Below are 14,480 nucleotides of genomic sequence, written 5' to 3'. Positions count from 1 at the left end.
TTTAATTGTGTAAAGATGTAACAAATAAAAAAAAGTTAAGACTAAATAATAAAGTACTTCTTAATGAAAAATATAAACATTGGCATCCTCGCATTTGCTGGAATTGTCGCTCTTAATTCTTGCGCCTCAAAAGTGGTAACTTCATCAGAACCAACTGTTGCGCCTGTGGAAGCTGTAAAAGAAACTCCAGAAAAAGGATTAGATTTCACAACCTTTGATAAATCAGTTCGTCCGCAAGATGATTTTTATAATTTCGTGAATGGATCTTGGATGAAAACCGCAAAAATCCCGGCTGATAAATCAACTTGGGGTTCTTTCAATAAACTGGCTGAAGACACAGATAATAATTCGATGACGATTCTACATTCTTTATTGAATGATCAATTTGCACCGGGAAGTGAAGGCAAGAAAATCCAAGATTTGTACGCGACGTACATGGATATGAGCAAAAGAAATGCTGATGGAATCTCTCCAATTAAATCTGATTTAGCCAAAATTGATGGAATTAAATCGTTGACTGATTTGCAAAATTATTTAGATGAAGCCACCAAAAATGGTGAGAATCCGTTCTATTCCTGGGGAGTGTTTTCAGATCTGAAAAATTCAAAAATGAATGCGATCTATCTTGGAGATGCAAGTCTTGGTTTGGGTAGAGATTATTACCAAAAAACAAATCCGAAAAACACCGAAACATTAGCAAAATATACAGAATATGTCGCTTCGATGTTGAATGTTTTGGGCTATAAAAATTCAATGGCAACTGCGCAAAATATTGTCAATTTTGAGAAAAGCATTGCGCAGACTTACCTAACAAATGAGCAGATTCGTGATGCTACTTTACAGTACAATCCGCGAACAATGCCGGAACTTTCTAAGATGGTTAAGAATATCAACTTGCCGAAATATCTGACGTCAGTTGGTGTTAATACTGATGTTGCAATTATTGGAGAGTTAAAATATTATCAGAATTTAGATAAATTCATCAATGCGAAAAATCTTCCTTTGATTAAAGATTATATGAAATTTAATCTTCTTTCCGGAAACGCTAGTTATCTGTCGAAAGATTTAGATGATATGAAATTTGGTTTTTATGGTAAATATTTAAGAGGGCAAGATGTTCAGAGAGCGCAGGACAAAAGGGGATTTGAGTTGATCAATGGAACTTTAGGTGAAGCCTTTGGAAAATTATATGTTGAGAAATATTTCCCGGCAGAAGCAAAAAATCAAATGGTGGAATTGATCGGTTATTTGAAAAAAAGTTTCGGTCAGCACATCAATAATTTAACCTGGATGTCGCCTGTTACCAAAGAAAAAGCCTTAAATAAACTGAACAAGTTTACCGTAAAAGTTGCGTATCCGGACAAGTGGAAAGATTATTCACAATTGGCGGTAGATTCGAAAGAAGACGGCGGAACATTATACAAAAATCTTCAAAAAGTAACGGCTTGGCAATACAGTAAAGAATTGGAGAAAGTTGGAAAACCAGTTGACCGTACAGAATGGGGAATGACGCCACAAACCGTGAACGCTTATTACAATCCGGTAAACAATGAGATCGTCTTCCCAGCCGCGATTTTACAGCCGCCTTTCTTTAATCCAAATGCAGATGCCGCCATTAATTTCGGTGGAATCGGTGCCGTAATTGGTCACGAAATGACGCATGGTTTTGATGATTCCGGAGCACAGTTTGATGCCGATGGAAACTTGGTAGATTGGTGGACGCCAGAAGATAAAGCCAATTTCGAAAAAGCCACGAAAGCGCTTGCTGCACAATACGACAAATATGAACCTGTGAAAGGAACTTTCGTAAATGGAACCTTTACCAATGGAGAAAATATCGCTGATTTAGGTGGAGTTAATATCGCTTATGATGCTCTTCAAATGTATTTGAAAGACCACGGAAATCCGGGGAAAATTAGTGGTTATACGCAAGATCAGCGATTCTTCCTTAGTTGGGCAACCGTTTGGAGAACCCTTCAAAAAGAAGCCGCTTTATTGAATCAAGTTAAAACCGACGAACATTCACCAGGTTTGTACCGAGCGTTCGGACCACTCATCAACACTGATGCTTTCTACAAAGCGTTCGATGTGAAAGAAGGAGACAAGTTGTATAAAAAACCGGAAGACAGAGTTATTATCTGGTAAATAAATTTGGAGTGATATCTAAATAGTCACCCAATTTATTTTGGGTGATTTTTTTTTGAGCGTAACCCTTGCCAGTGCTTTAGCCAACGCTTGGGTCGGGCTTTCCGCTATATCTTTTTTTTTGCCGGCGCAATGGCCATTTCAAAAAAAGGATGCCGCTTCAATCCCTTACGCAATAAGAAATTGAGGAATAAAGGTACTTGTGTACAATAAATAATCATTATCTTTGAAATAATCTTAACAATAATCAATAAAAGTCTTATGAAGAGAATTACCATCGCAGCCCTCGCTTTTACGGGAGTTGTTTTACTAAATTCGTGTTCAACTACTAAAGTTGCAACTACGGAAACAGAAACTACAGTGACTACAGAGGTGAAACCGACATCAACTAAAGATGAAGGTCTTAACCTTTCTTATATGGACACCACGGTTCGTCCACAAGATGACTTCTTTAATTATGTCAACGGAAACTGGATGAAAACTGCCGAGATTCCATCTGACAAAACAAGTTGGGGAAGTTTCAACGCTTTGAGAGAAGATGTTGATAATGCTTCTTTAGGAATTTTAGATAAAATCTTAGCAGATAAATTTGCCCCAGGTTCTGAAGGTCAGAAAATCCAAAACCTCTACGGGACATTCATGGATTGGGACAAGAGAAATGCTGATGGAATCAGTCCTATCAAAGGTGATTTGCAAAAGATCGATCAAATCAAAACGGTGGCGCAACTACAGTCTTATTTAACCGAAGCAACCAAAACCAATGATAATCCTTTCTACGCTTGGCGTGTAACTCCAGACATGAAAAATTCTGTGATGAATGCTGTTTATTTGGGTGGAGCCTCACTTGGTTTAGGCCGTGATTATTACCAAAAAGAAAATGCTGCCAACACCAAAACTTTGGCGGAATATAAAAATTATCTGGCTCAGTTATTTGAAGTGATCGGCGATAAAAATGCAGATCAAACTGCACAGAGCGTTGTGAATTTTGAAAAGAAATTAGCACAGGATCTTTTGACCAACGAGCAAAACCGTGATGCGAATCTGCGATATAATCCGAAAACAATGCCTGAACTTTCGAAATTGGTTAAGAACGTTAATCTGCCAAAATACTTTGACGATGCTGGCGTTAAAACCGACAAAGTAATTGTAAGCGAATTAAAATATTACCAAAATATGGATTCGTGGATGACGGCGAAAAACCTTCCACTCATCAAAGATTATATGAAAGCGAGAATGGTGGCTGGAAACGCTGGTAATCTTGACAAAAAATTAGATGATCTGAATTTTAATTTCTATTCTAAATATCTTCAGGGTCAGCAAGAGCAAAGACCAATGAACAAAAGAGGTTTAGGAATTATTAATGGCGTGTTAGGAGAAGCATTTGGTAAATTGTATGTCGAGCAATATTTCCCGGCAGAAGCAAAACAGCAAATGGAAACCTACATCGGTTATTTGAAAAAATCATTCCAGCAGCATATCGCAGATAATGATTGGATGTCGCCAGAAACCAAAGTTAAAGCACAGGAAAAATTATCGAAATTCTCAGTGAAAATCGCTTATCCGGATACCTGGAAAGATTATTCTAAACTGCAGTTAACCGGTGTGGCTGATGGTGGATCGTATTATAAAAACTTACAGAATATCACCGAATGGTCGTATGCTAAGAATTTAGAAAAAGTAGGTAAACCAGTTGATAAAACCGAATGGGGAATGGCACCACAAACGGTAAATGCTTACTACAGTGGTTCTAACAACGAAATCGTTTTCCCAGCGGCAATTCTTCAGCCACCTTTCTTTAACTTCAAAGCAGATCCTGCAGTTAATTTCGGTGGAATTGGAGCCGTAATCGGTCACGAAATCGGTCACGGATTTGATGATTCAGGTTCAAGATTTGATGGTGATGGAAACCTTAACAACTGGTGGACAGATGCTGACCGTAAAAACTTCGACGCGAAAGTGGGACAACTTGCTGCTCAATACGATAAATATGAACCGGTAAAAGGAAGTTTCGTAAACGGTAAATTTACGAGCGGTGAAAACATTGGTGACTTAGGTGGAGTAGCAGTTGCTTACACTGCTCTTCAAATGTATCTGAAAGATCATGGTGATCCGGGACTAATTAGCGGTTTCACTCAGGATCAAAGATTCTTTATGAGTTGGGCTACAGTTTGGAGAACCAAATCTACAGAGCAATATATGGTGAATCAAGTGAAAACCGATCCACACTCGCCAGGCTATTTCCGTGCGTTTGGACCATTGGTAAACCAGGATTCATTCTATAAAGCATTCGACATTAAACCTGGTGATAAATTATACAAAGCACCGGAAGAAAGAATCAAAATTTGGTAAAACCGAATTGTAAATAATTCCAAACCCTTTCAGTCTTTAATGGCTGAAAGGGTTTTTTTTATTTTTTGTTCCACAAATTTTAAATATGAAAAGTCACGTTACTTTTCAGTACACTTCAATTTCGGTAACTACTTAATCAAACCTTCATCTTGAAATATTATTATTTAAGTTTTAATTTAATTTTCCAAATTAGAAATTCTTAAATTTGAGATGATCTGAAATTATCCATTAAAATATTACTCTTATGAAACTCAATACCGACCGAAATATCATCATTAAAAATAGAGAAACGCGCGATTTTTTAGCCGATGCTTTTTATCCTGAAAGGTTAGAAAAATTGGCACTCGTTATTTTTGCCCACGGTTACAAAGGTTATAAAGATTGGGGCGCCTGGGATTTGATGGCGAAGAAATTTGCAGAAGCCGGATTTTTCTTTGTTAAATTTAATTTCTCTCATAACGGAACCACGATAGATCAAGCCAAAGATTTCGCCGATTTGGAAGCCTTTGGAAATAACAATTTTTCTAAAGAAATGTCAGATTACGATGAGGTTTTAAATCACTTTTATAATCATCCGAAAATCGATCAAGACAAGATTGCGATCATTGGTCACAGTCGTGGTGGCGGAATTACAGTCATCAAAGCCTTCGAAGATGAACGGGTGAAATTGGTTATTGCTTTAGCGGGCGTCAGTAATTTTAAATATAGATTTCCGACACAAGATCGTTTTGAAGACTGGAAAAATTCGGGCGTCATGTATTCTGAAAACAAAAGAACGCATCAACAAATGCCGCATTACTTTCAGTTCTATGAAGATTTTGAAAAAAATGAAAACCGATTCGATATTCAATACGCGGCACAACATTTAGAAAAACCTTTTTTGATTGTTCAGGGAACGAATGATGAAGCGGTAAGAGACAAAGAAGCAGCGCTGTTGAATGAATGGTGTAAAACTTCTGAGTTGGTTCTTTTAGAAAGCGCGAATCATACTTTTGGAGCCAAAGAACCCTGGACTGAAAATGAACTTCCGCAGGATTTAAAAAAAGCGACATCATCGATGATCAGATTTATTAATGCTCACTTTCAAATTTCAATGTAAATAAAACTTAATATTAAAGCAACCGAAAATTTCTTTAGTTTTACCGACCAAAATTTAATTTATGATGTTATTGTCGGTCCTCGAATTTCCTGATTTTGCACAACCGCAAATCTGGATCAGTTTGTTAACGTTAACTTTTTTAGAAATTATTCTCGGCGTTGATAACATCATCTTTATTTCCATCATTTCCGATAAATTACCAAAAGCCAGACAAAAGTTTGCCCGTAATATCGGATTGACTTTCGCGATGGTTTTCCGTGTTGGATTATTATTAATGATCAACTGGATTATCGGTTTGAAAGAACCCATTTTAACCTTACCATTTTTAGAAGAACCAGGAACTGATTTAGCATTAGCGCTAAGTTGGAAAGATCTAATCCTATTGCTTGGAGGGATTTTCTTGATCGGTAAAAGTACCTTTGAAATTCACGGCAAAATGCAGTTGCATGATGAGAATCATAAACCAAAATCTGCAGGTTCATCATTAATGACAATGGTGATTATTCAAATCATTTTGATCGATATGGTTTTCTCGCTGGATTCAATTCTTACGGCGATTGGTTTGGTAGATAACGTGATGTTAATGATTATCGCAGTTGTAATTTCAATAGGAATCATGATGGCGTTTGCCGGTCCTATTTCTGCGATTATCAATAAATATCCAAGTTTACAAATGTTGGCACTTGCCTTTTTAGTGGTGATTGGAGTAATGTTAGTTGCAGAAGGAATTCACCAGCATGTGAGTAAAAACATTATTTATTCCTGTCTTGCTTTCAGTTTATTGGTTGAAGTTTTAAACATTAAATTAAGAAATAATCAAAATAAAAAAGCTTTGAAATTGAATCCTGATCTCAATGCAGATTTGAGTATTAAAGACGACAATGAATAAAAGATTCTCCAAAAAAAATGCATAAAAAAATCCCGCTTCAATTGCTGAAGCGGGATTTGTGTTTTGAATAATTATTCTTTAATTATTTTAGTTCTGTAAACTGATTCTTTGTCAGTAAGAACTTTTACTATATAAAGACCAGGTTTTAAGGAGTCCATTGAAACTTCTTTTTGGTCTGCAAACTGAGCAACTTTTTGTCCGACTGCATTATAAACTTCAAAAGAAAGGATTTTTTCTCCTTGCGGAATTTGTAATTTTAGAACATCTTTTACCGGATTTGGATAAATTAAAAGTTTTTTGTTTTTGATGGACTGAACAGATAATTCTACATTGTTAAATTTAATATTGTCAATGTACGCAGCTCCGCCAAAGTTATCATGCACGAAATTAATTCCTTCAATATTCGTTTTTGAGAAATTCTCGCCGGTGGCAATTAAATTTCCGTCAATATAATATTTGATTGAACTTTCTCTGATTTCAACTTTCAGTTTGTACCATTTATTCGCTTCCCAGTTGAAATTGGCATTTTCGTAGTCATAATCTGTACTGCTTATTAATTCCAGATTTCCCGTGTAATTAAAAGAATACACAAAAACCGGAACATATTCATCAGCCACAATTCCGTACGTTCCAAACTCGAACGTAGAGCCTCCTAATTCGGAAATATAAACATCGAACTCTACATTTAAATTGTTATAATTAAGGGCAGGGCTTAAATCTTTTGCAGCCCCAAAAATTGGAAACCACCCAAAATTTTCGTTTTCATCTACTGCGATTTTTAGGGATTGCGTTCCCATTGACGCGAATTCATTGGAAACATCTTGGTTTAGAATCGGTTGATTATCTGAATTTAAAGTTACTTCCCAACCATTCTGATTGTGGATATTTCCTAAAGTGAAATTCTCTGAATTTTCGAAAGAAATGGTTTGTTGTGCTGCGCAAAAAAGAGAGGCAACTCCCATCGCGATAAGATAGATTTTCTTCATGTAATATAAATTTTCATCAATGATAAGAATAAAAATTTAATTTCTTTTTTTTGTTTATTTTTATTTATTTAATAAAGCGTTCAAAATATTTAATTATTTACAACTCCAATATAAAATCAATAATAGTTTGAGGAATTCGTTTATCTAACTTGGTTTTGCTAGGTTTGAGTTAACTTTAAATTGAATACTATGAAGAATTCTTTATTTTTTGGAATTTCTCTGTTTTTAGGTTCCTATTTGATGGCTCAAAATAACAGTGGAAATGAAACCCCTTTAAAACCTGCATCAACCGTTAATTTGCCGTACTCCTATGGGTTTGAGACTGCTGATTTAGACGAATGGTTCATCACCAATGAAGGTACCGGAAATATATGGGAGCGAATGACAGCGTCGTCTTCTACACCTGATGCTTCAGAGGGAACTTATTACATGCTTTATCAATGGGATGATACTGAACAAGCCAATACCTATCTTTATTCTAGAGGTCTTAATTTACAAGCGGGTAAAAATATCACTTTGCAGTTCGATTATCAGGGAACTAGTCCTTATTTTCCTGAGAAAATGGAAGTAAAGATTGGAACTGAAACTACCGTAGCAGGGCAAACTGCTCAACTATGGATTGATGAGGAGATCGGAAATTATCCTTACGAAACTGCGACTGTGAATTTCACCGTTCCTGTAGATGGCGTGTATTATTTATCCTTTAGAGCATTTTCTGATCCCGATGAATTTTATTTAGCCTTAGATAATATTAGGGTTTTCGAAAATGATTTGGCAACTCAAAATGTAACTAAATCAACGCTGAAATTTTATCCAAATCCGGTGAAAGATATTCTTACCATTTCCGATGTTAAAGAAATCTCGAGTTATACCATCTTTGATATTTCTGGAAAACAGGTTCTTTCCAATTCTGCCAAAACATCGAAACTGGAATTGAATGTTTCTCAGTTAAAACCTGGGATGTACGTTGTAAAAGCCAATTCAGATGGAATTATGAAGACATTTAAATTTATTAAGAAATAATATTATTTCGAAAATGACTCAATAAAAAAAGCCACAGTAATCTGTGGCTTTGCGTTTGAAAGGCGTGTGGTTAATATCTTGTAATTGCTCCAAAACCATTGAATTTATCCAATGAACCTTTTGGTAAAAATACTGCGTCTCCGCCGTAGTTCATGTTCATTTCAATCATTTCATCGTAAATATCGTCGATCATTTCTTTTGGTTTTTCGTCGGTTCCCGTTAAAAGAGTAACCGAACCGTTTTCTAATACTGCAGGTTGAAATAATCCTTGCTGCACAAAAAGCGTTTGAACTTTTCCTTCTTTAATCGCCGACATAATTTCATTTACATCGCTTAGGAAACGTCCGGTTCCCACGGCTTTATCAAGATCTTCTTTTCGCTCGATATTTCTTTTTTCAACATGTTCTTTAATGATTGGCCAAGCCTCTTTTACGATTCCTCCTGCTTTTTCTTCTAATCTGTTACCGTTAAGATACGTTTCAAAAATACTTTCTTTTTCATCGGCAATTTTTAAATATTCATAGAAGTTTGCTTCTTCCGTACAAATCAAAACCGGAAGTGGATTTTCTTTTCGGATGATATTCACTTCTTTATCAACGCGGTTAAAAAACTCTGCAATCAAATTAGTTTGTCGACCGGCATCTGATGCTTCAATGCTGGACGACGTATGGAATTCCGTGTTTTCAATAGGGAAAGGACTGATGATTTCTTTGATGACCTGATCATTCATCGCCTGGATGAAACGGACTTTTTGCTGGCTTAAAACCAAAACATAATAACTGGAAGTCAGGTGAATCGCCCTTAGTAAATCCCGCGTCGCAAAGGTATCTCCAATGATTACACGGTCTACCACCGGAATCGGCAGGCGCAGGTATTCTGCAATTTCCTTTTCAGTGTTTACAAAAAGCACCAGACTTTCTAAGTTATGAGAATGGTCAATGGTTGCTTCCAAATTCGTTAAATTTTCCACGATGGTTTGCGCCTTCTTTTTGTCTAAGGACTTCATCAGTCTTTCCTCTGCTTCCTTAATGAGGTTTTTCAGCATGATCGCATCTTTCTGATTGTCGGGAGCAGTTCGGTGCGTGTTCAAAATTAGCGCTACACAATTTTCAGCATTAACTTTCTTCAGTTCATTTAATTTCTTGTTCATATCGTTTATTTTAAAAATTATTGTAATTCTGCTTTAGAATGACTTTTTTATTTTAACTCATCAGTTTTTGATTTTTAGTTTGGAATTCCGTAATTATTAAATCAAAAGGTTTTCTGATTATTTTTAATATACAAAAAATAAATGACATTTCCTAATTTCAGGACGATACAGAAGATTTGGCCGACGTAAACTATCCATTGAAAGAATTTTCCGACGAATTTAATTTTGATTTTAAACCAAAAAAAGAGTGACTTAATCACTCTTTTACTTATTGTTTCAAAATTTCCCAGGCTTCCAAAATTTGATGTTGATGGAGGAGTTTTTGTGCTTCGATGTGAATTGATTCATCACTACTGAAATTTCCTGTAGGCAGTTCTTCTACGTTGGCGAGCATTCCCAAATCATTTCCCGTAAAAATATCGCTGAATTTAATTTCCTCAGGTAATCTGTCAAAACCAATTCCTTTTGTTACTAAAGGTTTTGGAACTTCAAATAAACTAGTGGCATTATTTCTGGAATACCAGTTTCCGCCTAATCTGGCGACGAGATCTAATTTTTTTTGATCTAATGTTCCTTGCTCATTCAGATATTCCTCCCGAACATGAATTTTAATGACTTCGCAAATAACCAAATTTCCAGCGCCACCTTCTGTTCCTAAATGTTTTATTTCTAAAACTTTACATTCTAAATTTACCGGACATTCCTCGATCAGTTTTGGTTTTACCAAATCTGCATCTTTCATCGTCAAGCCCGATTTTACGAACTCATTAACCTCTTTTCCATATTCTGTTGAAGCCAGCGAAATCTGCTGTACGATTTTATAGTTTACAATTCCGATGACAACTTCGTGAACTTCCAATACATTTTCCAAAGTATGTTTCGTGGTATTATCACGAACTCTTCTTGCCGGCGAAAAAATCACAATCGGCGGGTTCGAGCTGAACATATTAAAAAAACTGAACGGACTTAAATTCACGTTCCCGTCTTTATCAACGGTTGAGGCCAAAGCAATCGGCCGTGGCGCAATGGCAGTCTGCAAAAGCGTCTGCAATTGAAAGTTGTTTAATTCTGAAGGAGATATTGTTTTCATTGTTTATGTTGTTTAACCGCAGAGTCACAAAGTTTTTATTAATTTTTTTTACACATTAGTCACATTAGTTTTTAGTGAAATGCTTTGAAAATAGTAGAGAACACATTAGTTGAAAGAAATGATATTTGTTATTTTAACTGACTGAAATATCTGCTGACAAATGTTTCATGACCTTCGTGATATAAGTTTTTGACATTAAAATTTACGAGAATTGCTTTTGGAACTTTCAATAGATTCATATAATTCATGGCTTGAGCGCGATGGATATTGTAGAGTTCGTTAACTGCTTTTATCTCCAGTACAATAAGATCTTCGATTAAAAAATCGCACTTAACGATACAGTCAATAATTTCTCCTTTGTAATCGAAAGGAATTGTCAACTCTGATTTATATTTTAGATTTAATAAATCCAATTCTTTTTTAAGGCATTGGTGGTAAATGTTTTCGTAAAGTCCCGGACCAAGTATTTTATGAACTTCAATGCAAGCACCCGTAATTTATACGTCAGTTCATTAATATATTTTTGAGTGATCTCCATAATTCTAAAATTTAAAATTAATACGGTCACCTAATGTGTCCTAATGTTTACTAAAATCTGCGTTATTCAAAATAAACTAACTAATGTGTAAAGGTGTTTTTTACTTTGCAGCTAAAACTTTCCCTCTAACTTCACCAAATCCAACACGCATTCCGTCTTTCTCAGCATGTCCTCTCATAATCACCGTATCATTATCATTAATAAATTTACGTTCTGTTCCGTCTGATAATTTCAAAGGTTCAGTTCCTCTCCAAGTCAGTTCGAGCATTGAGCCGAATGAACTTTTCTCAGTCCCTGAAATAGTTCCCGAAGCATACATGTCCCCAACTTCTACATTACAACCATTTATCGTGTGATGCGCCAGTTGCTGTAACATATTCCAATACATGAATTTATAATTGCTTTCTGAAATTAAATTTTCTTTGCCGTTTTCCGGTTGAATATAAACTTGGAGTTGAATATCAAAATTCTGCTGACCTTCAAATTTCAGATAGTCTAAAACCTCAGGTTCCTGTTTGGGAGAATCAGTTTTAAAAGGTTTCAATGCTTCTAAAGTTACTACCCAAGGAGAAATCGTAGAGCAGAAATTCTTCCCTAAAAATGGTCCCAACGGAACATATTCCCAACTTTGGATATCTCGTGCCGACCAGTCATTAAACAGAACCATTCCAAAAATTGCATCTTCGGCTTCGGCAGTTGAAATACTTTCGCCCATTTCTGTGTTTTTATTCACGATGAAGGCCACTTCCAATTCGAAATCCAGTTGTTTACAAGGTCCGAAAATCGGATTTTCCTCGCCAACAGGTTTCATCTGACCTTTCGGACGGTGAAATTCGGTGCCGGAAATTACAATAGAAGAAGCACGACCATGATAGCCAACCGGAAGATGTTTCCAGTTTGGAAGAAGTGCATTATCTTCTCCACGGAACATTTTTCCAACATTGGTAGCATGTTCGATGCTGCTGTAAAAATCAGTATAGTTCGGAACGTGAACAGGCATCATCATTTGAACCTGAGTAAAGTCGTAGAAACATTCTTCAATCGTTTTTTTATCACCGGCCAATTTCGAATCTTCGTGCAATAGTTCCTGCAGTTTTAACCGTACGGCTTTGGTGACCGGTTTTCCTAATTCTATAAATTCATTTAAAGTAAAGGCTTCGAAAATGTTTTCCTCAATTCCTTCGATATCATCAAAAAATCCATAGTCGTACAAAGTGGCTAAGTCGATAACCTGGTCGCCAATCCGCGTACAGCATGCGATATATTCTTTGTTAAAAACTCCCACTCCAAAAGGAATATTGTGAATTGAAAAATCTGACTTTTCAGAATATTTTATAAATGATTTCATAGTAACTGTATTTAAAATAAAGGTTCAAAGCGACTGTTTTTGCATTCTGCTTTGAACCTTATCTTATAGATTAATAATTATTTTTTGTTAATTGAACTTTCCTCAATCCATCTTTCTTTGGTATTGATATCGATGAGATAAAGAATCTTTTTCTGTTGGGTCATCAGGAACGTTTTTGTAATCGCAATCGGAATTTTCTTTCCTTCTAATTGATCTGCACGAAGCGAAACAATTTGATTTTTTGAACGAACAACATCACCTGTAAAAACATTCGATGAAGTTTCTCCCGTTTGTTTATCATCAAAAACTTCTACATAAGTTGCTTTGTTTCCTTTAATAATGATAAAATCTCTTTCGGTATGATCAGCGAATTCTTTAATTAAAACAAATTTAACATCATCGATATTGACGTTGCTTAAGTTTTTATTCAATCCTTTTTTCGCTTCCAGAATATCGAGGATCGCATTAACGCTGCCGTATTGTGCGTTCAACCCAAGTGTTGAAATAAAAAGAAGAAGTGCAAATATTTTTTTCATCAGCGTTTTTTTAGTTCAAATTAAATCGAACTGAAAGGTGTTTTATAAGTTTCCTCTTTTTTCCTGTTCTCTTTCTAGGGCTTCAAATAGTGCTTTGAAATTCCCAGCACCGAAACTTTGTGCACCATGTCTTTCGATAATTTCGAAGAAAAGAGTAGGGCGGTCTTCAACTGGTTTCGTGAAAATTTGGAGCAAATAACCTTCTTCATCATGGTCAATTAAAATACCAAGATCCTGCAATTTTTTTAAATCTTCATCGATGTGACCAACTCTTTCAGGAACCATTTCATAATAGGCTTCCGGTGGAGCAGAAAGGAATTCAATTCCTCTGGCTTTTAATTCTACGACCGTTTTGATGATATCTTTTGTGGCAACTGCGATATGCTGAACGCCTTCTCCTTCATAGAAATCTAAATATTCTTCAACCTGTGATTTTTTCTTTCCTTCTGCAGGTTCATTGATCGGAAATTTAGCGAAACCGTTTCCGTTGCTCATTACCTTAGACATCAGTGCAGAATATTCGGTATTGATTTGTTTATCATCAAAACTAAGAATATTTACAAATCCCATTACATCTTCATACCATTTCACAACCGGAATCATTCGGTCCCAGCCCACATTTCCTACGCAATGATCTACATAAAGAAGTCCAACATCATATGGATTATAATCACTTTCCCATTTTTGGAAACCCGGCATAAATTCACCGGTATAATTTTTTCGTTCTACAAACATATGAACCGTTTCGCCATAAGTATAAACTCCGGACATTCTTACTTCACCATTTTCATCGGTTAAAGTTTGAGGTTCAAGATAAGGTTTAGCGCCTCTTTTCGTAGTTTCTTCAAACGCGGAATACGCATCATCAACCCACAATGCAAGAACTTTGACTCCATCGCCATGTTTTTTTTGATGTTCACAAATCGGTGAATCTGAATTTAAACCGGAAGTAAGAACAAGACGAATTTTCCCCTGCTGCAAAACATAAGATGCCCGGTCGCGAATTCCCGTTTCAGGCCCTGCGTAGGCAACGGATTGAAATCCGAAAGCAGTTTTGTAAAAATGCGCGGCTTGTTTTGCATTTCCTACATAAAATTCGATATAGTCTGTTCCGTTGATAGGCAAGAAATTTTCGGCTTTTGCGATTTTTTCAGCAAAGGTAAGTGTAGACATTTTTTTAGTTTTTTAGATATTGCAAATTACAAAAATTTTAGGAGTACTAAAAAGTTGCTAAAATAAATATCAATAATAATAGGTATTTTTAAGTTTTTTTATGTCTAAATAGTATAGAAAAATCAAGATACTTTTGCATCAGAAAAAAAACACA

At 35.8% G+C, this 14,480-nt stretch carries 12 protein-coding genes; 5 read left to right on the top strand and 7 right to left on the bottom strand.

Annotated elements, in window-relative coordinates; translation table 11 throughout:
* The first annotated feature begins 63 nt into the window (after window positions 1-63).
* The 4 genes from PUH65_RS06800 (at window position 64) to PUH65_RS06785 (ending at window position 6,482) form a co-directional block, all read left to right on the top strand.
* Window positions 64-2,145: a M13 family metallopeptidase gene (locus tag PUH65_RS06800; RefSeq protein WP_305519109.1), complete on the top strand. Its 2,082-nt coding sequence runs from the start codon at window positions 64-66 to the stop codon at window positions 2,143-2,145.
* Between the two features lie 261 nt (window positions 2,146-2,406).
* Window positions 2,407-4,494 carry a M13 family metallopeptidase gene (locus PUH65_RS06795; RefSeq protein ID WP_305519108.1) on the top strand — a complete coding sequence of 696 codons (2,088 nt, stop codon included), beginning with the start codon at window positions 2,407-2,409 and terminating at the stop codon, window positions 4,492-4,494.
* Between the two features lie 244 nt (window positions 4,495-4,738).
* Window positions 4,739-5,593: a S9 family peptidase gene (locus tag PUH65_RS06790; RefSeq protein ID WP_305519107.1), complete on the top strand. Its 855-nt coding sequence runs from the start codon at window positions 4,739-4,741 to the stop codon at window positions 5,591-5,593.
* 61 nt (window positions 5,594-5,654) lie between these two features.
* Entirely contained in the window at window positions 5,655-6,482 is an 828-nt protein-coding gene (locus PUH65_RS06785; RefSeq protein ID WP_305519106.1) for a TerC family protein, read from the top strand.
* A 71-nt stretch (window positions 6,483-6,553) separates the two neighbouring features.
* Here PUH65_RS06785 and PUH65_RS06780 read toward each other — a convergent pair whose 3' ends face one another.
* A complete protein-coding gene (locus PUH65_RS06780) occupies window positions 6,554-7,468 on the bottom strand; it encodes a T9SS type A sorting domain-containing protein (RefSeq protein ID WP_305519105.1) in 915 nt (304 codons plus the stop codon).
* 189 nt (window positions 7,469-7,657) lie between these two features.
* Between PUH65_RS06780 and PUH65_RS06775 the strand changes: the two genes are divergently transcribed.
* A complete protein-coding gene (locus PUH65_RS06775) occupies window positions 7,658-8,491 on the top strand; it encodes a T9SS type A sorting domain-containing protein (protein ID WP_305519104.1) in 834 nt (277 codons plus the stop codon).
* A 70-nt stretch (window positions 8,492-8,561) separates the two neighbouring features.
* Here PUH65_RS06775 and PUH65_RS06770 read toward each other — a convergent pair whose 3' ends face one another.
* From PUH65_RS06770 to hppD, 6 genes are all read right to left on the bottom strand, one after another.
* Complete coding sequence (locus tag PUH65_RS06770) at window positions 8,562-9,641, bottom strand: hypothetical protein (RefSeq protein ID WP_305519103.1); 1,080 nt, start codon at window positions 9,639-9,641, stop codon at window positions 8,562-8,564.
* A gap of 268 nt (window positions 9,642-9,909) precedes the next feature.
* On the bottom strand, window positions 9,910-10,731 hold the full coding sequence (locus tag PUH65_RS06765; protein ID WP_305519102.1) for a flavin reductase family protein: 822 nt from the start codon (window positions 10,729-10,731) through the stop codon (window positions 9,910-9,912).
* Window positions 10,732-10,859: 128 nt separating this feature from the next.
* Complete coding sequence (locus PUH65_RS06760; RefSeq protein ID WP_305519316.1) at window positions 10,860-11,171, bottom strand: GxxExxY protein; 312 nt, start codon at window positions 11,169-11,171, stop codon at window positions 10,860-10,862.
* A 198-nt stretch (window positions 11,172-11,369) separates the two neighbouring features.
* Complete coding sequence (gene fahA, locus PUH65_RS06755; protein WP_305519101.1) at window positions 11,370-12,617, bottom strand: fumarylacetoacetase; 1,248 nt, start codon at window positions 12,615-12,617, stop codon at window positions 11,370-11,372.
* Window positions 12,618-12,694: 77 nt separating this feature from the next.
* Window positions 12,695-13,153: a hypothetical protein gene (locus PUH65_RS06750; RefSeq protein WP_305519100.1), complete on the bottom strand. Its 459-nt coding sequence runs from the start codon at window positions 13,151-13,153 to the stop codon at window positions 12,695-12,697.
* A gap of 42 nt (window positions 13,154-13,195) precedes the next feature.
* A complete protein-coding gene (hppD, locus tag PUH65_RS06745; RefSeq protein ID WP_305519099.1) occupies window positions 13,196-14,326 on the bottom strand; it encodes a 4-hydroxyphenylpyruvate dioxygenase in 1,131 nt (376 codons plus the stop codon).
* Window positions 14,327-14,480 lie beyond the last annotated feature (154 nt).

Origin of the sequence: Kaistella sp. SH40-3, assembly GCF_030686865.1 — a bacterium.
Lineage (GTDB): Bacteria > Bacteroidota > Bacteroidia > Flavobacteriales > Weeksellaceae > Kaistella.
Note: the sequence above shows the minus strand (reverse complement) of the source record. Positions and strands in the feature narration are given on the sequence as shown.